The organism is Arthrobacter sp. ISL-65 (assembly GCF_018613795.1).
GTDB lineage: Bacteria > Actinomycetota > Actinomycetes > Actinomycetales > Micrococcaceae > Arthrobacter.
In genome coordinates this window covers 62,955-86,898 of the sequence record NZ_JAGGPN010000008.1, presented here as the reverse complement: position 1 = coordinate 86,898, position 23,944 = coordinate 62,955, and the positions used below count along the sequence as shown (strand labels likewise).

The window sequence follows — 23,944 nt, the reverse complement described above, 5'->3', positions numbered from 1 at the left end:
GGATGATTTACCTAGCGGCAACTGCCGGTACCGAGCCGCGTTCCGCGCCCTTGGCAATCGGCACGCGCACGGCGTTGCCCCATTCCGTCCAGGAGCCGTCGTAGTTGCGGACGGTTTCGAAGCCCAGGAGGAACTTCAGCGCGAACCAGGTGTGGCTGGAACGTTCGCCGATGCGGCAGTAGGCCACGACGTCGTCGCCCTCGGCCAGACCGGCTTCGCCGAGGTACAACGCCTCAAGCTCGGCGCGGCTGCGGTAGGTGCCGTCCTCTGCTGCTGCCCGCGCCCACGGGATTGAGGCCGCGGTGGGAATGTGGCCGCCGCGCAGCGCACCTTCCTCGGGGTAGGCCGGCATGTGGGTGCGCTGGCCGGTGTACTCCTCGGGGGAGCGGACGTCGATCAGCGGCTTGCCCAGGTGGGCCAGGACGTCTTCCTTGAAGGCGCGGATCGGGGTGTCGTTGCGCTCCACCACGGGGTAGTCGGCCACCTCCGGCGACGGGATATCGGTGGTCAGGGCACGGCCTTCCGCGATCCACTTGTCGCGGCCGCCGTCGAGCAGGCGGACGTCCTCGTGGCCGAACAGGCTGAAGACCCAGAGAGCGTAGGCGGCCCACCAGTTGGACTTGTCGCCGTAGATGACCACCGTTGTGTCGCGGGTAATGCCCTTCGCGGCGGCCAGAGCGGCAAACTCCTGGCCCTGAACGTAGTCGCGGGTCACTTCGTCGTTTAGGTCGGTGTGCCAGTCGATCTTGACCGCGCCGGGAATGTGGCCGGTTTCGTAGAGGAGGACGTCTTCATCGGACTCCACCACGACGAGTTTGCCGTCGTTAAGGGCGCCGGCATCGATGGCCGCAGCCAGCCATTCGGTGGAAACAAGCCGCTCAGGGTGCGCGTAGGCGGCGAACTTCTCGTTCTGTTCAACGGGGTAGGACATGCGTATGGCCTTTCACTGAAACGGTCAGGTCAGACCGCCGGGGGACGGCGGGTCACTGCTCCAACACTAGCCACGGGCCGGTACGAATGCTCCTGTGTGTTAACAGGACGAAATGTGTGCTTGCTCACGGCCTCGCCGGGAGTAAGGCGTTGCCCGCGGGGCGGGCGGCCAATGCCGGTATTCTTGCTGGGGACAAATCACCAGCAGAATGGACCACCTTGGTACAGATCGAAAAGCTCGCCACCCGGACGCCGGCGGTGTCGGTGGATGAGCTCCTCAAAGGTTTCTACCCGTCGCCCAGGTTCGGGCAGGTGTCCTTTGCAAGCTACCGGCCCGACCCGAAGCAGCCAAGCCAGGCGGCGGCGGTGCACGCACTGCAGGCTTTCGCCGGCGGAATCGGCGCGGGAGACGGCGGGGGATTGTTCAAAAAGCTCTTTGGCAAGAAGGACGCCACCACCCGCGCCGGCATTTACCTCGACGGCGGATTCGGCGTGGGGAAAACCCACCTGCTGGCATCGCTCTGGCACGCTGCCCCCGGCCCCAAGGCCTTTGGCACCTTTGTGGAATACACCAACCTGGTGGGTGCCCTGTCCTTCCGGAAGACCGTCGACGCACTGAGCTCCTACAAGCTTGTCTGCATTGACGAGTTTGAACTTGACGATCCGGGCGACACGGTCCTGATGTCCCGCCTCATGCGGGAACTGGCCGACGCCGGCGTGAAGCTCGCGGCCACCTCCAATACCCTGCCCGGCTCGCTGGGCGACGGCCGCTTTGCCGCCGTGGATTTCCAGCGTGAGATCCAGGTCCTGGCGGACCAGTTTGACGTCATCAGGGTTGACGGCGAGGACTTCCGCCACCGCGGCCTCCCGGCTGCGCCGGCACCGCTGCGAAACAGCGAACTCCACGCCCACATGAAGGCGGAGTTCGACGGCAAGACTGTTGCCGAGGATGACTTCGGCACCCTCATCTCCCACCTCGCGGGTGTCCATCCGAGCCGCTACCGCAAGCTGCTTGACGGTGTGGACGGCGTTGTCTGGCGGGACGTGGAAACCATCACCGAGCAGGCGGTGGCGCTGAGGTTTGTGGTGCTGGCCGACCGCCTGTACGACAAGGACGTTCCCATCCTTGCCAGCGGCGTGCCGTTCGACAAACTGTTCACCGAGGAAATGATGAACGGTGGCTACATGAAGAAGTACTTCAGGGCGGTCTCCCGGCTTACAGCGCTGGCCCGAGAAGGCCAGAACCACGAGCCCTCCTAGAAAAGGGCTTCTGTAAACAGGCAAGTCTTCTTTCGGGAACGCGAAAGGTGCCGGCGCCGCCTCTCGGCGGGACCGGCACCCTTTTTGACGTTTAGGGGCGAAGCCCGGTAAGTCCTGGCTACGGAGCCTTCTCAGCCGGCGGCACGTTGTCCGCCGGTCCCTGGGTTGGCCTCTCATTGGCTTTGTCAACGAGAGTGGAAGCGCCAGTCTGGACCTTATCCACCTTGCTGGTGTATTTGCCACCCGTCTTGGTGTCGACAAAATCACCTGCTTTGGTGATGCCGTCCTTGATGGCCTGCTCGTTGCCGCGGATCAGACCCTGAGCTTTGCCCTTTAGATCGTCAAGTAAACCCACGAGCACCTCCCTTCAATCGCGGAGCCAGTTCGCTCCTCCGCATTCGATCCTAGCCGCGAAGGCCGTGCGTGCCAAGGAGTTCTTGACAAAATTTGTCAAACACTGTGAGGACAAGAAAAAAGCAGCTCCGGAGAGCTGCTCTGTTTTGTGGGCGATACTGGGATCGAACCAGTGACCTCTTCCGTGTCAGGGAAGCGCGCTACCGCTGCGCCAATCGCCCATTGCATCCGGAAAACCGGTGGTATTCCAGGGTTCAGATCCTAAGAATCAAAAGAGAGCGGACGACGAGATTCGAACTCGCGACATCCACCTTGGCAAGGTGGTGCTCTACCAGCTGAGCTACGTCCGCATTTTGAAGTCCAGCCGTGTGGCCGAGCGTTCAACTACAAGCAAGTTTCCTTGCTCTGGTGGGCGATACTGGGATCGAACCAGTGACCTCTTCCGTGTCAGGGAAGCGCGCTACCGCTGCGCCAATCGCCCATTGCATCCGGTACAACCGGAAACCATGGTTTTCACCGAGGTGGGTACGGGATTCGAACCCGTGTATACGGCTTTGCAGGCCGCTGCCTCGCCTCTCGGCCAACCCACCGTGTAGGCGTCGATTCCGGAGAATCAGTGCCGTGACAGTGTCCTGCGAGCGGACGACGAGATTCGAACTCGCGACATCCACCTTGGCAAGGTGGTGCTCTACCAGCTGAGCTACGTCCGCATTTCGGAGCCGTGATTGCTTGCCGTATTCGGCAGTTCGTCGCGTTCCAACGAGTAAGAACTCTATAGGAGGTTCCGGGAAACTCCAAATCGAGGACTGGCGGCATGGCCGCGGAAGCCCTACTTCCTTGAATTCTAGGGAAATTCTTAAATTACTTGTGTAGTTCTGATGCCTGGGGCGGTGGCTTCGTCATCGTCCCTGGCCTGGGGCGCTCCCTGGACACCTTGCTCCACTGACCTTTTCCGTGGGTCAGCACGCCGATTTCCTTTAACCCGCGATCGTCCGCTAGCATTCAAATGCATCGGGGCGATTGGCGCAGTGGTAGCGCGCTTCGTTCACACCGAAGAGGTCACTGGTTCGAACCCAGTATCGCCCACCGATGGAAAGTCCGTTCAGCCCAGGAGATAGAACTGGGAGGGGCGGGCTTTTCTGTTTCTGCGTCAACGTTTCGGTATTCGCATTTCTGTCTGACCCCCGTGAAAGAGTCTCACCATGACCGCTCCACTCCTCGCCCACGCCACGGAATATGGCCGCATGTACGCCCGCTCCACCACGGAGCAGTTCACGGTTCCCTCCATTACCACCGTCATTGGGCAGCAGCCCCACGGACTGGACGGCTGGTTCGGCTACATGGGCGCCAGCAGCCTCGCCAAGGATCCCTCGCTGCCGGAGATCCTGGGCAGCCCCGCAAGGGTGCGGCAGGCGGTTAGCCGTGCGGCCAAGGCGGCCGAGACCTACCGGGACGAGGCCGCGCAGCGCGGTGACCGGGTGCACTACTACTGCGAGCAGGTGGCGCTGCGCGCCCTCGGCAGGCCGCACCAGATGAAGGAAGCCCGTGAAGCGCTGGCCTCCAACGGCGAGGAGGCCTTTGCCGCCCGCTTCGATGAGTGGTGGGAGTTGTTCCGGGTGGAGCCAATCGCCCCGGAGATCACCGTGTGGAACAAGTCGGTGGGATATGCAGGAACACTGGACCTCGTCGCGAGGATCAACGGACGGACCTGCCTCATCGACTACAAGACCAAGGGCACAACGCGTGACGGGCAGGTCAAGCCTTTGGACGACAAGGTGGTCATGCAGCTTGTTGCCGGCATGAAGGCGGAGGAAAGCCTGGTGGATCCCGTGGCAGGGGAGTGGGAACCGTGGCAGCACGGCGATACCCCGGTCCTGCTCGCCGTCGCCATCGGTGAAACCGAGGTGCGGCCCGTCCGCGCAAATCCGGAAGTCCTGAAGCACCACTGGTGGAAGTTTTGTGCGCTGCGGCGGGTGTGGGAAATGTCCGCGGACACCGTCAGCGCCGGACCGGCACTGCTGCCGCTGGCACCGCCGGTGTTCTCCTGAGAGCCACTAAACTGGACTGGATCCGTTTACCCGTTCACCGTGAGGAAATGACTGCACATGGCAATTCTGAATATCCGTATCATCGGCGATCCCGTGCTTCGCACGGTTGCCGACCCTGTCACGGATTTCGGGCCGGAGCTGGCCAGGCTCGTTGCCGACATGACCGAAACGATGGAGGACGTGGAGGGTGCAGGCCTTGCCGCGCCACAGATCGGAGTCAGCCTCAGGGTCTTCACCTACCGGATCGGCGGCGTTGAGGGCCACGTCATCAACCCGGTGCTGGAAAACAGCGAGGATTATCAGGCGGACGAGGTAGAGGGGTGCCTCTCCATCCCCGGCCTGGGCTTCCCGGTCCGCCGCTACCGCAGCACCCGCGTGACCGGCGTCGACATCAACGGCAACCCCGTCTCGGTGGAGGCGGAGGGAATGCTTGCCCGATGCTTCCAGCACGAAACCGACCACCTGGACGGCATCCTTTTCACTGACCGGCTCGAAGGTGAGGACCGCAAGGCCGCACTGCGCTCCATCCGCAACGCCAACTACGACTCCATCACCGAACAGACCACTGCCAAGCGCGCCAAGACCGTCGGCTCCAGTTTCGGCGGCGGCAGCTTCGGCGCGGCAACGTCCGGAACCGGCAGCTTCGGCGCTGCCGGATGAGGGTCCTCTTCGCCGGAACACCGTCCGTCGCTGTCCCCTCGCTGGATGCGCTGGTGGCCGCCGGCTTCGAGATCGTCGCGGTGCTGACCCGGCCGGACGCGCCGGTGGGGCGCAAGCGTGTACTCACGCCGTCGCCCGTTGCTGCCCGGGCCGCCGAGCTCGGCATCGACGTCATTCACGCATCCCGGGTGGACGCTGCCGTCACCGAACGGATCGCCGAAGCCCGTCCCGACGTAGCGGCGATCGTCGCCTACGGCGGGCTTGTGCCCCGGGCGGCCCTGGACATTCCGCAGCATGGCTGGATCAACCTGCACTTCTCACTGCTGCCGGCCTGGCGCGGTGCGGCTCCCGTGCAGCGGGCCGTCATCGCGGGCGATGACATCACGGGCGCCGTGACTTTCCAGCTCGAGGAGGGGCTCGACACGGGCCCTGTCATTGGCACGCTGACCGAAGCGGTCGGCCCGGAGGACACCTCCGGGGCGTTGCTTGAACGGCTGTCCCACAGTGGCGCCGTGCTGCTCGCCCAGACGCTGTCCGCCGTCGGGTCCGGTGCGGCGTCGCCCCGTCCCCAGCAGGGCGAAGTGACCCTCGCGCCCAAGCTCACTCTCGACGACGGCCGCATTGAGTGGTCGGAGCCGGCCCTGTCCGTGGGCCGCCGCGCGCGCGGCGTGACGCCCGAACCGGGAGCCTGGACCACCCTTGATGGCCAGCGGCTGAAGCTTGAGCCGGTACGGCTGCGTCCCGACGTCACGGATGTTCAGCCGGGACAACTGTCTTTGGCCGGCAAGAGCGTGTTGGTGGGCACGGGTTCGCATGCTGTCGAACTCACCAAGGTGCAGCCTGCCGGCAAGAAAATGATGGCCGCAGCCGACTGGGCGCGCGGCCAGGCCTCCCTCGAAAGCGTGGTATTTCAATGAGTGACTCCGGCAGAAGCGGATCCGGGCAGGGACGTTCCAGCCGCGGCGGCCAGCGCGGTTCGGGCGCCGGTGGTTCAGGTACCGGCGGCTCAGGGTCTGGCGGTTCTGACCAGCGCCGGGGCGGCGGAGGAGCCAGCCGGCGCGATGCGCAGGGCAGGGAGCGAAACCGAGGCCCGCAGCGCAGCTTCACCGAGAGCGCCCCGTCGCAGCGCACCCGCAGGGCGGACCCCGCCAGGCTGGTGGCCTTTGAAGTGCTGCGTGCGGTTGCGGCCGAGGACGCCTATGCCAACCTCGTGCTGCCGGGGCGCATCCGGCAGCACGGCCTCGACCGCCGCGACGCCGGATTCGCCACGGAACTGAGCTACGGTGCGCTCCGTAACCAGGGCACGTACGACGCCATCCTCGCCCGCTGCGTGGACAGGGACCTGGACAAGCTGGATCCGGCTGTCCTGGATGCCTTGCGCATCGGGGCCCACCAACTGGTGGCAATGCGCGTACCCGCCCACGCGGCCCTGGACCAGACCGTCGGCCTGGCCCGTGCGGTCATCGGCGCCGGCCCGTCCGCCCTGATCAATGCCGTGCTCCGGAAGGTAGCGGCCCGCAGCCTGGACGAGTGGCTGGACGAGCTGGTTGCCGGCGAGCAGGACGAGACCAAGGTTGCCTCCGTCCGGTACGCCCACCCCGAGTGGATTGTCCGCGCCCTGCGGCAGTCGCTGGTGGCCCACGGCCGCCCGGTCGGCGAAATCAATGACCTCCTGGAAGCCGACAACGCGGCCCCCGTGGTCAACCTGGTGGCGCTTCCCGGGCTGGGAAGCCTGGACGAGGCCCTGGAGAACGGTGCCGTCCCCGGCGAACTGGTGGAAGGATCCGCCCTTTCCAGCGGCGGTGACCTCGGCCGGCTGGAATCCGTCCGGTCAGGCACCACACGTGTGCAGGACGTCGGCTCCCAGCTGGTGGCCAGGGCCCTGGCGGCTGCCAGCCTCGAGACAGGGGCTGGCGAAGGTGCAGCGCACGGCGAAAACGCGGTAGAAGGGGAAAGCGCCGCAGGGGAGGCCTGGCTCGATCTTTGCGCCGGACCGGGCGGCAAGGCAGCCCTGCTGGGCGCACTGGCGAACGAACGCGGAGCTACGCTTGTGGCGAACGAGCCCGCCCCGCACCGGGCCAAACTGGTCAGCCAGGCGCTGTCCGCTGTTCCGTCAGACGTCTGGACGGTCAGGACCGGCGACGGCCGCGAGGTCGGGTCGGAACAGCCTGCCGCCTTTGACCGTGTGCTGGTGGACGTGCCCTGCAGCGGACTTGGAGCCCTGCGCCGCCGGCCCGAATCCCGCTGGCGCCGCACGCCGAAGGACCTTGCCGATCTGGGGCCGCTGCAGCGCGAACTGCTGAACTCAGCCCTGGCGGCTGTACGGCCCGGCGGCGTGGTGGCCTACGTGACCTGCTCGCCGCACCCGGCCGAAACCACCGCGGTGGTCAGCGACGCCCTGCGGAAACGCGAGGACCTGGAACTCTTGGACGCCGGCAGCGTGCTGGATGCGGTCAGCCTGGGCGGCGGCCTGGGCGCGGGGCACGAGAAGACCGCCCAACTGTGGCCGCACGTCCACAGCACGGATGCGATGTTCCTCGCTCTCATCCGCCGCAAGCGCTGAGTTCCCACGCAGGCGCTGACTTCCCACCGACTGATCCCAAACCCCGGACCATCGTCCCGCGAAAGGACCCCGCATGACGCAGTGCTGCATCAACCCCAGCATCCTCTCCGCCGACTTCGTGAACCTCGAAGCCGAGCTGCAGAAAATCAGCAACGCTGATTCCGTGCATGTGGATGTGATGGACAACCACTTTGTCCCCAACCTCACTATGGGACTTCCCGTGGTCCAGCGGATCCAGGCGGTCAGCCCGGTTCCGCTGGATGCCCACCTCATGATTTCCGACGCCGACCGCTGGGCGCCAGGTTACGCAGACGCCGGCCTTGCTTCCGTCACGTTCCACGCCGAAGCGTCCATCGCGCCGGTGAAGCTGGCCCGGGAGCTGCGGGCGCGGGGTGCGAAGGCAGGGATGGCGCTGCGTCCCGCCACCGCGCTGGAGCCCTACCTGGACATGCTTCCGGAGCTGGACATGCTGCTGATCATGACGGTGGAGCCCGGCTTTGGCGGCCAGGCGTTCCTTGACCTCACGCTGCCCAAGATCCGCCGTGCCCGCGCCGCGATCGAAGGATCCGGCGTGAACGTTGCCATCCAGGTTGACGGCGGAATCACCGAGGAAACCATTGTCCGGGCCGCGGAAGCCGGAGCGAACGTCTTCGTCGCCGGGTCCGCTGTGTATGGTGCCGCTGACCCGTCGGGAGCCATCGACCGGCTGCGCAAGGCGGGCAGCCTCTAGCCTTCGGTCCCCAAGGGCCCGGTCATGGAGGCCGCAACCGGCCTCCATGACCGCCGCGTGACGGTTTGTAGCGGGAATAGCCTGGGCACCCGCCAAGTTGTGTCAGAATAGCAACACACAATACGTGCTCCGGGGTCGGTGTAAGTCCGAACCGGCGGTGACAGTCCGCGACCCGCGAGCCGGTGTTTCCTCACGGAAGCCCGGCAGACGGTTGAACCGGTGAAATTCCGGTACCGACAGTTAAAGTCTGGATGAGAGAAGCACGTACAGCTGTACTTGTGGCGTTCCACAACGCCGCTGCGTTTCGCTGTCGTATACCCCCGGAGCAGTCTCGGCTCTTGAGGGAAGGAACGATACGCACGCATGGACATCCTGCGTTGGCTCTTCGAGGCACAGATCCCCGTGGGCGGATCAGTGCTCATTCTCCGCGAAGTGCTGGGAAACATCTTTGGTCTGGCCAGTGCCCTCGGCGGCATGCGGCGCAAGATCTGGGCCTGGCCGGTGGGCATCGCCGGCAACCTTCTTCTGCTGACGGTCTTTCTGGGCAACGTCTTCGGCTCCGCCACGCCGGCCACACTCTGGGGCCAGGCAGGGCGGCAGGCCATGTTCATCATCGTGGCCGTCTACGGCTGGCAGCGCTGGCAGCAGAGCCGCCGGGCGGCAGGATCCTCGACGGCGATTGCGCCCGCCTGGGCCAGCGCCAGGACCCGGGTGGCGCTGGTACTCGCGCTGGTGGCCGGCACCGCTGCCCTCACCCCGGTCTTCGACTCCCTGGGCTCCTACCCGCCGGTGTGGGCTGACGCCTGGACCTTTATGGGCTCGCTCCTGGCCACCTACGGCATGGCCCGCGGCTGGACCGAGTTCTGGCTGATCTGGGTTGCCGTGGACGTGGTGGGCGTTCCGCTGCTCTTCAGCGCCGGATACTTCGCCAGCGCCTTTATGTACCTTTTCTACGGCTTCTTTACCCTGGCCGGCTTCATCGTCTGGTGGCGGGCCTCCCGGACCCAGACGATGACGGACGCCCCGGCCGTCAAGGTTGAGACGGCCTTCCCTGGCCCGGCGGTGTCCAAATGAGCGGCGTCCAAATGAACGGCCAGCCCGTATCGGCCTTCACAGCCGCTGAGACAGCCGCCATGGACACAGCACTTGAGGCTGCCCTGCAGGGGCCCCGGGGCGCCAATCCGCTGGTGGGCGCCGTCGTCGTCGGACCTGACGGAAGCCAGCTGGCCACGGGATACCACCGCGGTGCCGGCACCGCGCACGCCGAAGCCGACGCGATAGCGACGGCGATCAGCACCGGCGTCGACCTTCACGGGTCCACCATGGTGGTCACCCTGGAGCCGTGCAACCACGTGGGCCGTACGGGGCCGTGTGCCCAGGCCATTATCGACGCCGGGATAACGAACGTCGTGTACGCCGTCGACGACCCCCATGACCCCGCCGCGGGCGGGGCCACCACCCTGCGGGCGGCGGGAGTCAGCGTTCGCAGCGGCCTGGCCGCCGAGCGTGCGCTAGACCTGAACCGCCGCTGGTTCCAGGCCGTCGACGCCAAGCGCCCCTTCGTCACCCTGCATATCGCCCAAACCATGGACAGCCGGATCGCGGCCGAGGATGGAACCAGCCAGTGGATTTCCAGCCCGGAGTCGCTGGCGGACAACCACGGCATCCGGAGCAGGATCGACGCCATCCTGGTTGGAACGCAGACCGTGCTGGTGGACAACCCCCGCCTGACAGCCCGCGACGCCAACGGCGACGTCACCGGAAAGCAGCCGCTGCGCGCGGTCATGGGACTTCGCGACGTGCCGGAAGACGCGGCCGTGCGCGGTGACGACGGCAGGGTCCTGCACTTGCCCACACGGGACCCGCACGAGGCCCTGGCCATGCTGTTCGCCGCGGGCACCAGGCACGTCATGGTGGAGGGCGGATCGAGGATCCTCAGCGCCTTCCTGGCCGAAGGACTCGTGGATGAACTCATCGTCTACCTGGCCCCTACGCTGCTGGGCTCCGGAACGCCGGCACTTAACGGCCTCGGCATCGGAACGCTGGCGGAGGCGCAGCGCTGGGAATGGGATGCAGCGTCCTGCGGCGCGGTCCAGTTCCTCGGCAGGGACATTCGCCTGCACCTGCGCCCGGAAGAAGCCACCGTGCCCCAGCAGACCCAAGACCCGCCCGCAACGGCACAGCCAGTATCAACACAGTCAACATCAACACCATCAACGTCAATCGATTCACTACCTGTCCGCACAGCAGCGGGCACAGCCATGGGAGGCTACTGATGTTCACCGGAATTATCGCCGAACAGGGAAAGGTCCTGTCCGTGGACCGGAACGGGGACTCGAGCGCAACGCTGCGCCTGCACGCCCCCGGAACCGCTGACGGGCTGCCGCTGGGCGGCTCCATCGCGGTCAACGGCGTCTGCCTCACCGCCACGGCCATCGACGGGAAGGACTTCAGCGTCGACGTCATGGGCGAGACACTCATCCGCAGCACCATCGGCGAGCTCGCGGCGGGCGACCCCGTCAACCTGGAACGCTGCGTCCCGGCCGGCGGGCGCCTTGACGGCCACGTGGTCCAGGGGCACGTGGACGGCGTCGGCGAACTGCTCGAACGCGAGCCGCAGGGAAACTGGGAACGGCTCCGGTTCGGAGTGCCCCAGCGGCTTGCCCGCTACATCGCGGAAAAGGGTTCCATCGCCATCGACGGCGTCTCCCTCACCGTCACCGAGGTCAGCCCCGCAGCAGAGACAGCGCCGTGGTTCGAGGTGGGGCTCATCCCCACCACCCTGGCCGACACCGGTCTTGGAGCCAAGCCTGCCGGCAGCAGGGTGAACCTTGAGGTGGACGTGCTGGCCAAGTACACCGAGCGGCTGCTCGCATTCCGCACGGAAGGCACGGAGTTCGGCGCGGAAGGCACAGCAGTTACGGAAGGCACAGCAGCTACGGAAGGCACAGCAGCTATGGAAGGCGAGGTCCAGCGGTGAACGGCACGGCAAAGCTCGACGCGGCGGTTTCCGGCGCACTCACCCTGGACCCGATCGAGGACGCCGTCCGCGCCATGGCGGCTGGCCGGCCGGTCCTGGTGGTGGACAACGAGGACCGGGAAAACGAAGGCGACATCATCTTCGCCGCCCAGCACGCCACCCCGGCGCTCATGGGCTGGACTATCCGGTACAGCTCTGGAGTCATCTGCGTGCCGCTGGACGGTGCCCGGGCCGACGCGCTGGAACTGCCGCCCATGGTGGAGGTCAACCAGGATTCCAAGGGTACGGCCTACAGCGTGTCCTGCGACGCCGCCACCGGCGTAAGCACGGGCATCTCGGCCACCGACCGGGCACTCACCGCCCGCGTCATCGCCGATCCGCAGAGCGGCCCGGACATGCTGACCCGTCCCGGGCATATTTTCCCGCTGCGGGCCGTTAATGGGGGAGTGCGTGAACGCCCCGGCCACACCGAAGCGGCCGTCGACCTCTGCCGGCTCGCCGGCCTGGAGCCGGTGGGCGTGATCGCCGAGGTGGTGTACGACGACGGTGAGATGATGCGGCTGGACGGCCTCCGGGTGTTCGCTGCTGAGCACGGCTGCCCCTTGATCTCGATCGAGGATCTGGTTGCCTATCTGGGAGCTGGCCACCGTGTATCTTCACAGGAGAGCATTTTGGAAGTCAGTCCGGCCGGAGAAGGGGAAACACGATGACGGCATCTCAAGCAGCGGAACCGAGCAGCAACGGCCGGTCCCCGCATCCGGTGAGCAAAGGACCCGTGGTGCAGCTGCCTACGGCGTTCGGTAGTTTCGTGTCGCAGGCCTGGACCGACCTGGTGACCGGCGCCGAACACCTCGCCGTCAGTTCCCCGAATCCGACCAAGGACGGGAAGGCGCCCCTCGTGCGCCTGCATTCGGAATGCCTCACGGGCGATGTTTTTGGCTCCTACCGCTGCGACTGTGGCGAGCAGCTCGCCTACGCTTTGGAGCTGATCGCCGAGAACGGCGGCACGCTGCTGTACCTGCGCGGCCAGGAAGGCCGAGGCATCGGATTGGCCAACAAGATCAAGGCCTACGCCCTGCAGGAGGCCGGCTTCGACACCGTCGAGGCCAACGAACAGCTGGGACTGCCCGTGGATGCCCGCTGCTACAAGGCTGCGGCGCAGATCCTGGCCGAGATGGGCCTGCACGAGATCCGCCTGCTGAGCAACAACCCGGACAAGCAGAACCGCCTGGCCACGGCCGGTGTCAAGATCGTCGAGATGGTGCCCACGGAGGTGCCGTCCCGCGAACAGAACCTCCGGTACCTGCAGACCAAAAAGGACCGCATGGACCACCTGCTGACCCTCGACACCCAGACCGCGGGCCTGCACCGCACCGGCACTGACACTTTTGACCTCGAACAAGACTGAACGGATCACGAAGACTTTATGAGCGGACACGGCGCACCCCAGATTGACCTCACCACCCTCGACCCCGCTGAGACCTCGCAGTTGAAGCTGGCGATCGTGGCGGCAAGCTGGCACACGCAGATCATGGACGGCCTCCTGGACGGCGCCCTGCGGGCGGCCAAGGACGCCGGCATCAACGAGCCGACGGTGCTGCGCGTACCGGGCAGTTTTGAGCTTCCGGTCGCTGCCGCGCGGCTGGCACCGCACTTTGACGCCGTCGTCGCCCTCGGCGTCGTCATCCGCGGCGGTACGCCGCACTTTGACTACGTCTGCCAGGCCGCGACGTCGGGACTCACCGACGTGAGCGTCAGCACCGGCGTGCCGGTGGGGTTCGGGGTGCTCACCTGCGACACCGAAGAACAGGGGCTGGACCGGGCAGGACTGCCCGGATCCTCCGAGGACAAGGGGCATGAGGCCGTCACGGCCGCACTGTCCACGGCACTGTTGCTCAAGAACTACTAGAAAGTATTTTCCCACTTCCGGGGCAGGTGCGGGGATGCGGGCGCAAGCACACGGCGTGTGTAATCGCTCACATCCCCGCCGTCATGGAACTGCCCGACAGGCGGGCCCCGGCCCCGAGCAAGTAGGCTGGAGGGCGTGAAGAATTTCGAGACGCTGTTCGCAGAACTGAGCGAGAAGGCAGCGACCCGCCCCGAGGGCTCCCGCACCGTCGCTGAACTGGAGTCGGGAATCCACGGCATCGGCAAGAAAGTCGTGGAGGAAGCGGCCGAAGTCTGGATGGCAGCCGAGTACGAATCCGACGAAGCCGCCGCCGAGGAGATCTCGCAGCTCCTGTACCACCTGCAGGTCCTGATGCTCGCCAAAGGACTCAGCCTGGAAGACGTCTACAAGCATCTCTAGCCGCCTCTGCGTGGCCCCGCTTGCCTGACACAAACTTCCAAACCAGAAAGACCTCCTCATGCTGCGTGTAGCCGTACCCAATAAGGGATCCCTGTCCGAAGCCGCGTCCGCGATGCTGTCCGAGGCGGGCTACCGCCAGCGCCGGGACACCCGCGAGCTGGTCATGGTGGACCCCGACAACGACATCGAGTTCTTCTTCCTCCGCCCCCGGGACATCGCCGTTTACGTCGGGCAGGGAACGCTCGACGTCGGCATCACCGGCCGTGACCTCCTGCTGGACGCGCAAGTGGAGGCTGAGGAACTGCTTCCGCTCGGCTTCGCCGCCTCGACGTTCCGCTTCGCCGGTCCGATCGGTGACTTCCGCACGGTAGATGAACTCGAAGGCAAGCGCCTTGCCACCAGCTACGACGGGCTCCTGCGCGATTACCTGGCGGAGCGCGGCATCAAGGCGAAGGTGGTCCGGCTGGACGGCGCGGTGGAATCCTCCGTGCGTCTCGGCGTCGCGGATGCCATCGCCGACGTCGTGGAAACGGGCAACACCCTCAAGGCCGCCGGCATGGAAATTTTCGGGGATCCGATCCTGAAATCCGAGGCCGTCCTCATCCGCCGCACCGGCGACGGCGGGGCCGCCAACGGCACGGCCAAGGAGATCGAGGTCCTGATCCGCCGCCTGCAGGGTGTGCTGGTGGCGCGGCAGTACGTGCTCATGGACTACGACATCCGCAAGGAGCTCGTGGAGCAGGCCGCCGGCCTCACGCCCGGCCTGGAATCACCCACCGTCTCGCCGCTGCGCGATTCCGAGTGGGTGGCCGTCCGCTCCATGGTGCCCAAGAAGGAAACCAACCGGATCATGGACGAGCTGTACGACCTCGGCGCCCGCGCCATCCTGGTCAGCAGCATCCACGCCTGCCGGATCTGACCCGGTTTCCCCAGACAGCACACCTCAGCAGTACAACAGGAGAAGTCATGGCTGTAGCCGTCCGCGTTATCCCCTGCCTGGATGTTGATGCCGGCCGCGTGGTCAAGGGCATCAATTTCGAAGGCCTTCGCGACGCCGGGGACCCTGTCGAACTGGCGCACCGCTACGACAACGCCGGCGCTGACGAACTCACCTTCCTGGACGTGACAGCGTCCTCCGGCAACCGGGAGACGACGTTCGACGTCGTGCGCCGCACCGCCGAGGAAGTGTTCATCCCGCTCACCGTCGGCGGCGGCGTCCGCGGCGTGGCCGAGGTGGACAAGCTGCTGCGCTTCGGCGCCGACAAGGCCTCCATCAACACCGCCGCCGTGGCCCGGCCCGACGTCATCGACGAAATCACCCGGCACTTTGGTTCCCAGGTGCTGGTGCTGTCCGTGGACGCCCGGCGTGTCCGCCCCGGATCCCAGCCCGCGCCGTCGGGCTTTGAAGTGACCACCCACGGTGGCCGGCAGGGCACCGGAATCGACGCCATTGCCTGGGCCAAGGAAGCGGCTGACCGGGGGGTCGGTGAGATCCTGCTGAACTCGATCGACGCCGACGGCACCAAGGACGGCTTCGACCTCGAGCTCATCCGGCTGGTCCGGTCCGCAGTGAAGGTTCCGATCATCGCCTCCGGCGGGGCCGGCGAACCCGCGCACTTCCCGCCCGCCGTCCAGGCCGGAGCGGACGCCGTCCTGGCCGCCTCAATCTTCCACTGGGGCCCTGACGACATGATGTCCCAGGTCAAGACCGCAATCCGCGACGCCGGCTTCGAGGTCCGCTAATCCCCACCCAACTGACTCGCAGTTGTTGTCGTTATGAGCGCTCAAAACGACCACAACTGCGAGTCAGTTGGGTTAAAGCCCGACTTCGGCTGACTGGAGGAGCGCGACGGCGTCCGGCTGGCCTTCGAAGGTGACCAGCGCATGGCGGGTGCGGCCGTGGGCGTGCATCAGCAGCTCGCCGGGTTCCCCCACGATGGCCACGGACACAGGTGCGCGCTTGGCGACGTGCCTGGGGCCCGAGGGGCTGACCAGGACGATGCCGAGGTCCACGCCGCGGTAGAGGATGGCTGCCCGCTTGACGAGTTCATCCCACAGGGCGTCCGAGTATTCCTCGTCGAGGGCGCGGGGGGCCCAGCGGTCAACGGCGCGCCGGATGTCCTCCGTGTGGACGAAGTATTCGATCAGGTTGGAGCTCTCATCCAGCGCCTTGATCTTCATGGGCGAGAGCGCGGGCGGTCCGGCGCGGAAGGAGTTCACGAGCTTGGCATACTCGTCGGCGGTCCGGAGCTTTCCGGCCAGGCGGGCGGTTGCCTTGTCCGAGGCCTTGGACAGGCGCTTGATAATCAGGCCGAGCCCGACGGCGGCTTTCCGCTCCCGCAGGTACAGGTGAGCTGCGAGGTCCCTGGTTTGCCACCCCTTGCAGAGCGTGGGGGAGTCAGGACCGGCCGCCAGCAGGGTCTCGGCCAGAACTTCTCGGGACGGATCGACGAAATGCATCACTTGGAAAACTAGCACGTCCCCGGGAGAGTTGCGCAGTCTGTTGATATAGCTGAATTTGTGCCCTTGTTCACAGGGGCGGCAGTGTGACAAACAGCCCTCGTGCCAGCGTCCCGGCGGGGGCACTAGACTTGACGTGATGTCTGAGCAGCCCGCCCCCAGCCCCGCCCCCGCCCCAACGGCCGGTGCCCCTTCGTCCGACGCCGGCGAAAGCCTCCTGCCCGGAAGCCCCCTTCCGGCCGGGATTGCCTCGGCGCTGAAGCGCGACGGCGCCGGGCTTGTAGCTGCCATCGTGCAGCAGTTCGACACCAATGAGGTCCTCATGCTGGGCTGGATGGACGACGAAGCCCTGAACCGGACCATGACCACCGGCCGCGTGACGTTCTACTCGCGCTCCCGGCAGGAGTATTGGCGCAAGGGTGACACTTCCGGCCACGTGCAGTGGGTCAAGTCGGTGGCCCTGGACTGTGACGGCGATGCCCTCCTCGTGCGGGTGGACCAGGTGGGCGCAGCATGCCACACCGGTACACGGACCTGCTTTGACGGCCGGGCCTTCGACGTTGTGGCGGGTCCGGCCAGCTAGCGGCCTAAGCTATCCCCCGACAGGCCTCTTCCACCCCGACAGGCCTCTTCCACCCAACAGGCACCTCCACCCACTAGGCACTATCCAAGAACAGACGGAGAACCAATAGCGATGCAGGACCTCGGAATCATCAGCCCTGGCCTCGAAGAATTCCGGGAACTCGCCGCCCACAGCCGCGTCATCCCTGTCCGGCTGAAGGTGCTGGCGGATGCCGAAACGCCGATCGGGCTGTACCGGAAACTGGCGCAGGGCCAGCCGGGCACGTTCCTCATGGAGTCGGCGGCTGTCGGAGGCGCCTGGTCCCGCTACTCCTTTATTGGTTCCCGGTCCCGGGCCACGCTGACCACCAAGGACGGGCAGGCGCACTGGCTGGGTGAGCCGCCCGCCGGGGTGCCGGTGGACGGAAACCCTGTTGATGCCATCCGCGACACCATCGAGGCGCTGCGCACTGACCGGTTCGACGGGCTCCCGCCATTCACCTCCGGGCTGGTGGGCTTCCTTGGCTGGGAGACGGTCCGCCACTGGGAAAAGCTGACCAGCCCGCCCGAGGATGACCTGCAGCTTCCGGAGCTGGCCCTGAACCTCGTCACGGACATGGCCGTCCACGACAACATGGACGGCACTGTGCTGCTGATCGCCAACGCCATCAACTTCGACAACAGCTCCGAGCGGGTCGACGAGGCCTGGCATGACGCCGTCGCCCGGGTGAAGAAACTGCTGGCACGCATCAGCACTCCGGTGCTCCAGCCGGTGTCCGTGCTGGAGCCTGCGGCCCTCGATTTTGCCGCCAGCGTCCAGGAACGCTGGCACGAGCCCGAGTACCTCGCCGCCCTCGACCGCGGCAAGGAGGCGATCGTGGACGGCGAAGTCTTCCAGGTGGTCATCTCCCGCCGCTTCGAGATGGAATGCGGGGCGTCGCCGCTGGACGTCTACCGGGTGCTGCGTAACACCAACCCGAGCCCGTACATGTACATCTTCAGCCTCGAGGACGCCGCTGGCCGCCAGTATTCGATCGTCGGCTCGTCGCCGGAGGCGCTGGTGACCGTCACCGGGGAGGACGTCATCACCCACCCGATTGCCGGGTCCCGGCCGCGCGGCAAGACCGTGGACGGGGACAAGGCGATGGCAGAGGAGCTCCTCGCGGACCAGAAGGAACGGGCGGAGCACCTCATGCTGGTGGACCTGTCCCGGAACGACCTGTCGAAGGTCTGCGTGGCGGGTTCCGTGGACGTCACCCAGTTCATGGAGGTGGAGCGTTTCAGCCACATCATGCACCTGGTCTCCACCGTCGTCGGACGCCTGGCTCCCACAGCCAAGGCCTATGACGTCCTGAAGGCCACCTTCCCGGCCGGAACCCTTTCCGGCGCCCCGAAGCCCCGCGCCCTGCGCCTCCTGGATGAACTCGAGCCCCACCGGCGCGGCATCTACGGGGGAGTTGTGGGTTATCTGGATTTCGCCGGCGACATGGACATGGCCATCGCCATCCGTTCGGCATTGCTGCGCGAGGGACGTGCCTACGTCCAGGCGGGCGGCGGCATCGTGGCGGACTCGAGTAACCCGGCCGAGGCGCAGGAGACAGTCAACAAGGCGGCGGCCCCGCTGCGGGCTGTGCACACGGCCGGCTCGCTGCACAACATCATCCCGGATTCCGTAAGCGCCCCCGACTCCGCCAGCAGTCCTGATTCCGTCACGGAGGCAAACTCCTGATGGCGGTACCCGCAGGATCCGCCACCCCGGCCCGAACGCGCAGCACGGTGCCGGGCTGGGCACGCAAGTCCACGGTGGTGCTGCTGATCGCGGCCCTGGCGCTGGCGGTCTTCGGCACCACGACGCAGACCTGGCTGACGGTCCACCTCGACCCCCAGCAGCTGGGCCAGGCCGCCGGAAACGAAGGCGGCCTCCAGGTCCAGGGCAGCAAAGCCGCCACCACGGTCACGGCCCTGGCCCTCGTGGCGCTTGCGGGCGGCCTCGCGGCCTCCATCGCCGGGAAGATCGCACGCTGGGTCATCACGGCCATCATCGTGCTGGCGGCGGCCGGCATCATCGCCGCGGCCGCCACGGTCCTCGCTGATCCCCTCGCCGCGGCGCAGGGATCCATCGCCGCGGCCACCGGGGTCTCGGGCGGGAGCGCGGACGTGAGCGTCAGCGCGTTCCCGGTGCTCGCCGTCGTCACAGGTTCCTTGCTGGCCATCGGCGGCCTGCTGGTGGTTCCGGCGGGGCGGTACTGGAAGTCCCGCACCAGGTACGATGCCGCCGCGGCGGGTCCCGCAGCCGACCAGAGCGGCCCGGTGGACGAGATCGACAGCTGGGACAGGCTCTCCCGGGGCGACGACCCCACCTGAGCCGGCGGGTCACGCAGCCACGCCCCCCGGCTGCGATGCCGAAGGCCGCGGCAAAAAATGGCAGAATGTAACCAGTATTGATCCTGAGGAGATTCACATGAGCAAAGCCACTGTTTCCGGTACAAAGCCTGCCGCCCCCAAGGAGCACCACGGCATCGACCACAGCATTGACCTGGGCCACGGCAACAGCCCGGCCGCCTGGACCTGCGTGATCGTCATGCTCATCGGCGCCCTCGTAGCCTCCATCGCGTTCGTCATTGCCAACTCCCCGATCTTCTGGGCCGGCATTGCCGTCATGTTCGTCGGCCTGCTGGCCGGTTTCATCATGCGCAAGGCCGGCTACGGCGTGGGCGGCAGCAAGATCAAGAACACCGGCCACTAACCGTGACGGTTCTCGACGACATCAACGCCGGTGTCAGGGAGGACATGGAGGGCCGGAAGCGCCTCGTGTCCCTCGCGGAACTGAAGGACCGCGCCCTGGCGGCGGCTCCTGCCCGGGACGCCTGGGCCGCCCTCGGCGGCACGTCCGCGGACCGCGGCGAGCTCAAAGTCATCGCCGAGATCAAGCGCCGCAGCCCCTCCAGGGGCGACCTCGCCAGCATCGCGGACCCCGCGTCCCTGGCCGTGCAGTACGCCGACGGCGGAGCCGCGGTGATCAGCGTGCTCACCGAGCAGCGCCGTTTCAACGGTTCGCTGGCCGACCTGGACGCAGTCCGCGCCCGGGTGGACGTCCCGCTGCTGCGCAAGGACTTCACGCTGGACGAGTACCAGATCTGGGAAGCCCGCGCCCACGGCGCGGACCTCATCCTCCTGATCGTGGCAGCCCTGTCCGACCAGCAGCTGGGCGAATTCAGCGGCCTGAGCCGTGAGCTTGGCATGAACGTGCTGGTGGAAACGCACACGCCGGAGGAAGTCGAGCGCGCCGTGGCCGCCGATGCCCGGATCATCGGCGTCAACGTCCGCAACCTCAAGACGCTCGACGTCGACCGTTCGGTTTTCGCCTCACTCGCCGGCAGTATTCCGTCCGGCGCCGTAGTGGTGGCGGAGTCGGGCGTTCGGAACGCCGACGACGTCGCGCACTACGCGGCGCACGGCGCCAACGCCATCCTCGTGGGGGAGGCGCTCGTCAGCGACGCCACCCCGCGTGAACGCATTGCGGAGTTCACGGCGGCCGGGGCCGCGGCCATCGCCGCCCGGGCCTGAGCTCCCACCCAACCGCGGCACCGTCTGTCCACACGCTGTGCGGGCAGATGGTGCCTGACATCAATTAGAAAAAGTGAACAGGATGGTGAGACTGATGGCCGACGCGCCAACAGCCGGCTCTGACGAGGGCACGGTGGATGCATTCCTGCAGGGAGGCACCTCGCTGCGCCACGCCCCGGGACCCTACTTCGGCGCCTACGGCGGCCGCTGGATGCCTGAGTCACTGATCGCCGCCCTGGACGAGCTTGAGGACACGTTCGAGAAGGCCAAGGCCGATCCCGGGTTCATCGCGCAGATCGCGGACCTGAACAAGAACTACTCCGGCCGGCCCTCACTGCTGACCGAGGCCAAGCGCTTTGCCGAGCATGCCGGCGGCGTCCGGATCTTCCTCAAGCGCGAGGACCTGAACCACACCGGTTCCCACAAGATCAACAACGTGCTGGGCCAGGCACTGCTCGCCAAGCGGATGGGCAAGACCCGTGTCATCGCCGAAACCGGCGCCGGCCAGCACGGCGTAGCCAGCGCCACTGCTGCCGCCCTGCTGGGCTTGGAATGCGTCGTTTACATGGGCGCCGAAGACTGCCGCCGGCAGGCTCTGAATGTGGCCCGGATGGAACTCCTGGGCGCCAAGGTCATCCCCGTCACCAACGGTTCGCAGACCCTCAAGGACGCCATCAACGAAGCCCTCAGGGACTGGGTAGCCAACGTTGGCAACACCCACTACCTGCTGGGCACGGCAGCGGGCGCCCACCCGTTCCCGGCCCTGGTCCGCTACTTCCACGAAGTCATCGGCGAAGAGGCACGCGCCCAAATCCTTGAGCAGGCTGGCCGGCTGCCGGACGCCGTCTGCGCCTGCATCGGTGGTGGCTCCAACGCGATCGGCATCTTCCACGGTTTCCTCGATGACCCCTCCGTGAAGATCTACGGTTTTGAAGCAGGCGGTGACGGCGTCGAAACCGGCCGCCACGCGGCTACCATCACGCTCGGCCGGCCCGGCGTGCTGCACGGCGCACGGTCCTACCTCATGCAGGACGACGACGGCCAGACCATCGAGTCGCACTCCATTTCGGCCGGCCTGGACTACCCCGGCGTCGGACCGGAGCACTCCTACCTCGCCGACATCGGACGCGTCAGCTACGAGCCCATCACGGACAGCGAAGCCATGGAAGCCTTCAAGCTCCTGTGCCGCACCGAGGGCATCATTCCGGCCATCGAGTCCTCGCACGCCCTCGCGGGCGCCATCAAGGTGGGCCAGCGGCTGGCAGCAGAGGGCGGCGCCGCCGGTGCGTCGGACAAGATCGTGGTGGTGAACCTGTCCGGCAGGGGAGACAAGGACGTGGCCACAGCCGCGGAGTGGTTCGACCTCCTGGACAAGAACTCGGCCGAAGCAGCCATCGGCAAGGAAGGGGAGCAGCTGTGACCACGGCGCAGACCACCGGCAAGTCGGCCACCAGCAAGTCGGCCATCGCCATCGACAAGGCCCGCGCGGAAGGCCGCGCGGCCCTGATCGGCTACCTGCCCGCCGGGTACCCCAGCGCCGAGGAGACCATCGCCGCCGGCATCGCACTGGCCCGCAACGGCGCCGACCTGATCGAAATCGGCATTCCGTACTCCGATCCGGTCATGGACGGCCCGGTCATCCAGGCGGCCACCACCGAGGCCCTGGCGAAGGGGTTCTCCGTCCGCCAGGTCTTTGACGTCGTCGCCGGCATCACCAGCCAGACGGACGCCGCGGTCCTGGTCATGACGTACTGGAACCCCGTGGTCCGCATGGGTGTGGACGAGTTCTCGCGCCGCCTGGCAGAGGCCGGGGGAGCGGGGCTCATCACCCCGGACCTGATCCCGGACGAGGCAGTCGAGTGGATGGACGCGTCGGAGAAGTACGGCCTGGACCGTGTCTTCCTGGTAGCGCCCTCCTCCACCCCCGAGCGCATGCGCCGGACCGTGGACGCGAGCCGCGGCTTCGTCTACGCCGTCTCCATCATGGGCGTCACCGGCGCCCGCTCGTCGGTGAGCTCGGCGGCCCAGGACGTCGTGGCCGCGGCCAAGGCCGCCGGCGCTGAACGAGTGTGCGTGGGCCTCGGTGTCTCCACCGCCGAGCAGGTCGCGGAAATTGCGGCCTACGCGGACGGCGTGATCGTCGGCTCAGCGCTCGTTGCGGCCGTGCGCGACGGCGGCGTGGACGCCGTCGCCAAACTCACCAAAGACCTCAGTACCGGTCTGACCAGGAAGTAACGCAACCATGCAGACGCTCCTCACCGCAGCCGCGCTGGTTCCAGCCGGCATGGTGCCCGCAAGCATCCCGAGCCCGGACTGGTCCGGGTTCGATATTCCGCTGCCGTGGGGATCGCTCCGCATCCACGCCTACGCCCTGTGCATCCTGGCGGGCATCGTCGTCGGCCTGTGGCTGACGTCGGTCCGCTGGGCCAAGCGCGGAGCGCCTGAAGGCAGCGTCTGGGACATCGCCATCTGGGCCATCCCCTTCGGCATCATCGGCGGCCGGCTCTACCACGTGTTCTCGTCCCCGGACGCGTACTTCGGTCCGGGCTTCGACGGCACCGGGGACCTGTCCCTGATCCCGCAGATCCAGCGCGGCGGCCTCGGAATCTGGGGCGCCGTGGTGCTGGGGGCCTTCGGCGCCTGGATCGGCGGCCGCCGCGCGGGGGTCAAGCTCACGGCATTCTTGGATGCAGCCGCTCCCGGGCTTCTGCTGGCGCAGGCCCTCGGCCGGTGGGGAAACTACTTCAACCAGGAGCTGTTCGGCGGCCCCACCACGCTGCCGTGGGGACTCCAGGTGGACGCGGACAACGCGAACTTCCCGGCCGGCTACCCGGCGGATACCCTCTTCCACCCCACGTTCCTCTATGAATCGCTGTGGAACATCGCGGGTGTGCTGATCCTCCTGGCCCTCGACCGCCGGTTCCACTTCCGCCGCGGCCGGCTCTTCTGGCTGTATGCCATGTACTACACGCTGGGACGGGTCTGGATCGAGGCCATGCGGATCGACGACGCCGAGCAGATCAGCCTGTTCGGCATCACCACCCGGCTGAACGTCTGGACCAGCATCTTCGTGTTCCTCGCCGCGTTGGCCGTGTTCATCTGGCTCGGCCGGCGCAAGGACGGCAACGCGGACAGTGTCTACCTGCCGGGCCGGGAGCCGGCCCCCGCGGTTGCCGCAAAAGCCGACGGCGGGACGCCGGCCAGTGCTGAAGCCGCCGGTTCGTCGGTGGTCGGGGGAGGGTCAAAGGACCCCGGGTCCGCTCCAAATGTGACCGGCAATCCGGTCCGTGATACGGACCCTGTTGTCTCAGATAGTGAATCGCGTGATAATCTCCCTGATAACCAAAACGGTTCCGGGCTAGCTTCTGCCCAAACGGAAGCAGTCCCGGCATCCACCGGCGGAACCCCAACCGCCGCGGAGTCGCGGAACACCGGAAAGTCCGGTGGCACAGACACCGGGACCGCACCGGAGGCCGACAGCTCACGCTAGAAGGCACCGGTACCAGGGCAGCAGAGAGTTACC

Annotated in this window: 26 protein-coding genes, 6 tRNA genes and 1 riboswitch; of the genes, 24 read left to right on the top strand and 8 right to left on the bottom strand. The window is 66.7% G+C overall.

All coding sequences use genetic code 11. From position 1 onward, the window contains the following. Nucleotides 1-7: 7 nt before the first annotated feature. Nucleotides 8-931: a sulfurtransferase gene (locus J7I85_RS04060; protein ID WP_214846916.1), complete on the bottom strand. Its 924-nt coding sequence runs from the start codon at nucleotides 929-931 to the stop codon at nucleotides 8-10. Nucleotides 932-1,149: 218 nt separating this feature from the next. Between J7I85_RS04060 and zapE the strand changes: the two genes are divergently transcribed. After that, complete coding sequence (gene zapE, locus J7I85_RS04055) at nucleotides 1,150-2,190, top strand: cell division protein ZapE (protein WP_214846914.1); 1,041 nt, start codon at nucleotides 1,150-1,152, stop codon at nucleotides 2,188-2,190. 118 nt (nucleotides 2,191-2,308) lie between these two features. Here the strand turns inward: zapE and J7I85_RS04050 are convergent, their stop codons facing one another. From J7I85_RS04050 to J7I85_RS04025, 6 genes are all read right to left on the bottom strand, one after another. After that, nucleotides 2,309-2,545 carry an antitoxin gene (locus J7I85_RS04050; RefSeq protein WP_214846900.1) on the bottom strand — a complete coding sequence of 79 codons (237 nt, stop codon included), beginning with the start codon at nucleotides 2,543-2,545 and terminating at the stop codon, nucleotides 2,309-2,311. Between the two features lie 148 nt (nucleotides 2,546-2,693). Further along, nucleotides 2,694-2,765: transfer RNA gene (locus tag J7I85_RS04045), tRNA-Val, on the bottom strand. A 56-nt stretch (nucleotides 2,766-2,821) separates the two neighbouring features. After that, nucleotides 2,822-2,894, bottom strand: a tRNA-Gly gene (locus J7I85_RS04040). A gap of 56 nt (nucleotides 2,895-2,950) precedes the next feature. Continuing rightward, nucleotides 2,951-3,025 (bottom strand) — tRNA-Val (locus tag J7I85_RS04035). Nucleotides 3,026-3,063: 38 nt separating this feature from the next. Beyond that, nucleotides 3,064-3,134: transfer RNA gene (locus J7I85_RS04030), tRNA-Cys, on the bottom strand. A gap of 47 nt (nucleotides 3,135-3,181) precedes the next feature. Next, a tRNA-Gly gene (locus tag J7I85_RS04025) sits at nucleotides 3,182-3,254 on the bottom strand. 304 nt (nucleotides 3,255-3,558) lie between these two features. Here J7I85_RS04025 and J7I85_RS04020 point away from each other — a divergent pair. From J7I85_RS04020 to hisF, 15 genes are all read left to right on the top strand, one after another. Further along, nucleotides 3,559-3,630, top strand: a tRNA-Val gene (locus tag J7I85_RS04020). A gap of 116 nt (nucleotides 3,631-3,746) precedes the next feature. Continuing rightward, nucleotides 3,747-4,592 (top strand): cytochrome, encoded by an 846-nt coding sequence (locus tag J7I85_RS04015; RefSeq protein ID WP_214846892.1) that lies wholly within the window; start codon nucleotides 3,747-3,749, stop codon nucleotides 4,590-4,592. Between the two features lie 57 nt (nucleotides 4,593-4,649). Next, nucleotides 4,650-5,252: a peptide deformylase gene (def, locus tag J7I85_RS04010; RefSeq protein ID WP_214846890.1), complete on the top strand. Its 603-nt coding sequence runs from the start codon at nucleotides 4,650-4,652 to the stop codon at nucleotides 5,250-5,252. Continuing rightward, nucleotides 5,249-6,169, top strand: a complete 921-nt coding sequence (gene fmt / locus J7I85_RS04005) for a methionyl-tRNA formyltransferase (protein ID WP_214846887.1) — start codon at nucleotides 5,249-5,251, stop codon at nucleotides 6,167-6,169. Before def ends, fmt begins: the two co-directional genes overlap by 4 nt. After that, nucleotides 6,166-7,815, top strand: a complete 1,650-nt coding sequence (locus J7I85_RS04000; protein WP_214846885.1) for an RsmB/NOP family class I SAM-dependent RNA methyltransferase — start codon at nucleotides 6,166-6,168, stop codon at nucleotides 7,813-7,815. Before fmt ends, J7I85_RS04000 begins: the two co-directional genes overlap by 4 nt. A gap of 73 nt (nucleotides 7,816-7,888) precedes the next feature. Continuing rightward, nucleotides 7,889-8,545, top strand: coding sequence for a ribulose-phosphate 3-epimerase (rpe, locus tag J7I85_RS03995; protein WP_214846883.1), 657 nt, complete (start codon nucleotides 7,889-7,891; stop codon nucleotides 8,543-8,545). Between the two features lie 120 nt (nucleotides 8,546-8,665). Beyond that, nucleotides 8,666-8,813: riboswitch (FMN riboswitch) on the top strand. A gap of 95 nt (nucleotides 8,814-8,908) precedes the next feature. Beyond that, the gene (gene pnuC / locus J7I85_RS03990; protein WP_214846875.1) at nucleotides 8,909-9,619 is read left to right on the top strand and encodes a nicotinamide riboside transporter PnuC; all 711 of its coding nucleotides are present in this window, start codon (nucleotides 8,909-8,911) and stop codon (nucleotides 9,617-9,619) included. 11 nt (nucleotides 9,620-9,630) lie between these two features. After that, nucleotides 9,631-10,821, top strand: coding sequence for a bifunctional diaminohydroxyphosphoribosylaminopyrimidine deaminase/5-amino-6-(5-phosphoribosylamino)uracil reductase RibD (gene ribD / locus J7I85_RS03985; protein WP_214847011.1), 1,191 nt, complete (start codon nucleotides 9,631-9,633; stop codon nucleotides 10,819-10,821). Then, on the top strand, nucleotides 10,821-11,525 hold the full coding sequence (locus tag J7I85_RS03980) for a riboflavin synthase (protein ID WP_214846873.1): 705 nt from the start codon (nucleotides 10,821-10,823) through the stop codon (nucleotides 11,523-11,525). The genes ribD and J7I85_RS03980 overlap by 1 nt, the downstream gene beginning before the upstream one ends. After that, the gene (gene ribB / locus J7I85_RS03975) at nucleotides 11,522-12,235 is read left to right on the top strand and encodes a 3,4-dihydroxy-2-butanone-4-phosphate synthase (RefSeq protein ID WP_214846871.1); all 714 of its coding nucleotides are present in this window, start codon (nucleotides 11,522-11,524) and stop codon (nucleotides 12,233-12,235) included. Before J7I85_RS03980 ends, ribB begins: the two co-directional genes overlap by 4 nt. Further along, a complete protein-coding gene (ribA, locus tag J7I85_RS03970) occupies nucleotides 12,232-12,933 on the top strand; it encodes a GTP cyclohydrolase II (RefSeq protein WP_214846869.1) in 702 nt (233 codons plus the stop codon). The genes ribB and ribA overlap by 4 nt, the downstream gene beginning before the upstream one ends. Before the next feature lie 18 nt (nucleotides 12,934-12,951). Further along, nucleotides 12,952-13,434, top strand: coding sequence for a 6,7-dimethyl-8-ribityllumazine synthase (gene ribH, locus J7I85_RS03965; protein ID WP_003801528.1), 483 nt, complete (start codon nucleotides 12,952-12,954; stop codon nucleotides 13,432-13,434). A gap of 135 nt (nucleotides 13,435-13,569) precedes the next feature. Continuing rightward, a complete protein-coding gene (locus J7I85_RS03960) occupies nucleotides 13,570-13,833 on the top strand; it encodes a phosphoribosyl-ATP diphosphatase (protein WP_003801526.1) in 264 nt (87 codons plus the stop codon). A gap of 58 nt (nucleotides 13,834-13,891) precedes the next feature. After that, nucleotides 13,892-14,752, top strand: coding sequence for an ATP phosphoribosyltransferase (gene hisG, locus J7I85_RS03955; RefSeq protein WP_214846867.1), 861 nt, complete (start codon nucleotides 13,892-13,894; stop codon nucleotides 14,750-14,752). A gap of 47 nt (nucleotides 14,753-14,799) precedes the next feature. Further along, nucleotides 14,800-15,576 carry an imidazole glycerol phosphate synthase subunit HisF gene (gene hisF / locus J7I85_RS03950; RefSeq protein ID WP_214846865.1) on the top strand — a complete coding sequence of 259 codons (777 nt, stop codon included), beginning with the start codon at nucleotides 14,800-14,802 and terminating at the stop codon, nucleotides 15,574-15,576. Nucleotides 15,577-15,648: 72 nt separating this feature from the next. On the opposite strand, the gene J7I85_RS03945 is transcribed toward hisF, so the two are convergent. After that, nucleotides 15,649-16,293 (bottom strand): TIGR03085 family metal-binding protein, encoded by a 645-nt coding sequence (locus tag J7I85_RS03945; protein ID WP_214847008.1) that lies wholly within the window; start codon nucleotides 16,291-16,293, stop codon nucleotides 15,649-15,651. Between the two features lie 139 nt (nucleotides 16,294-16,432). Between J7I85_RS03945 and hisI the strand changes: the two genes are divergently transcribed. From hisI to lgt, 8 genes are all read left to right on the top strand, one after another. Continuing rightward, complete coding sequence (hisI, locus tag J7I85_RS03940; protein WP_214846862.1) at nucleotides 16,433-16,876, top strand: phosphoribosyl-AMP cyclohydrolase; 444 nt, start codon at nucleotides 16,433-16,435, stop codon at nucleotides 16,874-16,876. A 111-nt stretch (nucleotides 16,877-16,987) separates the two neighbouring features. Further along, a complete protein-coding gene (locus J7I85_RS03935) occupies nucleotides 16,988-18,583 on the top strand; it encodes an anthranilate synthase component I (RefSeq protein WP_214846860.1) in 1,596 nt (531 codons plus the stop codon). Then, nucleotides 18,583-19,218: a Trp biosynthesis-associated membrane protein gene (locus J7I85_RS03930; protein ID WP_214846858.1), complete on the top strand. Its 636-nt coding sequence runs from the start codon at nucleotides 18,583-18,585 to the stop codon at nucleotides 19,216-19,218. Before J7I85_RS03935 ends, J7I85_RS03930 begins: the two co-directional genes overlap by 1 nt. Before the next feature lie 97 nt (nucleotides 19,219-19,315). After that, a complete protein-coding gene (locus J7I85_RS03925; protein ID WP_214846856.1) occupies nucleotides 19,316-19,600 on the top strand; it encodes an HGxxPAAW family protein in 285 nt (94 codons plus the stop codon). A 2-nt stretch (nucleotides 19,601-19,602) separates the two neighbouring features. Then, a complete protein-coding gene (trpC, locus tag J7I85_RS03920; RefSeq protein WP_214846854.1) occupies nucleotides 19,603-20,421 on the top strand; it encodes an indole-3-glycerol phosphate synthase TrpC in 819 nt (272 codons plus the stop codon). Nucleotides 20,422-20,515: 94 nt separating this feature from the next. Next, nucleotides 20,516-21,841, top strand: coding sequence for a tryptophan synthase subunit beta (gene trpB / locus J7I85_RS03915; RefSeq protein WP_214846852.1), 1,326 nt, complete (start codon nucleotides 20,516-20,518; stop codon nucleotides 21,839-21,841). Next, nucleotides 21,838-22,656: a tryptophan synthase subunit alpha gene (gene trpA / locus J7I85_RS03910; protein WP_214846850.1), complete on the top strand. Its 819-nt coding sequence runs from the start codon at nucleotides 21,838-21,840 to the stop codon at nucleotides 22,654-22,656. Before trpB ends, trpA begins: the two co-directional genes overlap by 4 nt. A gap of 7 nt (nucleotides 22,657-22,663) precedes the next feature. Next, nucleotides 22,664-23,911, top strand: coding sequence for a prolipoprotein diacylglyceryl transferase (gene lgt / locus J7I85_RS03905; protein WP_214846848.1), 1,248 nt, complete (start codon nucleotides 22,664-22,666; stop codon nucleotides 23,909-23,911). Nucleotides 23,912-23,944: the final 33 nt, after the last annotated feature.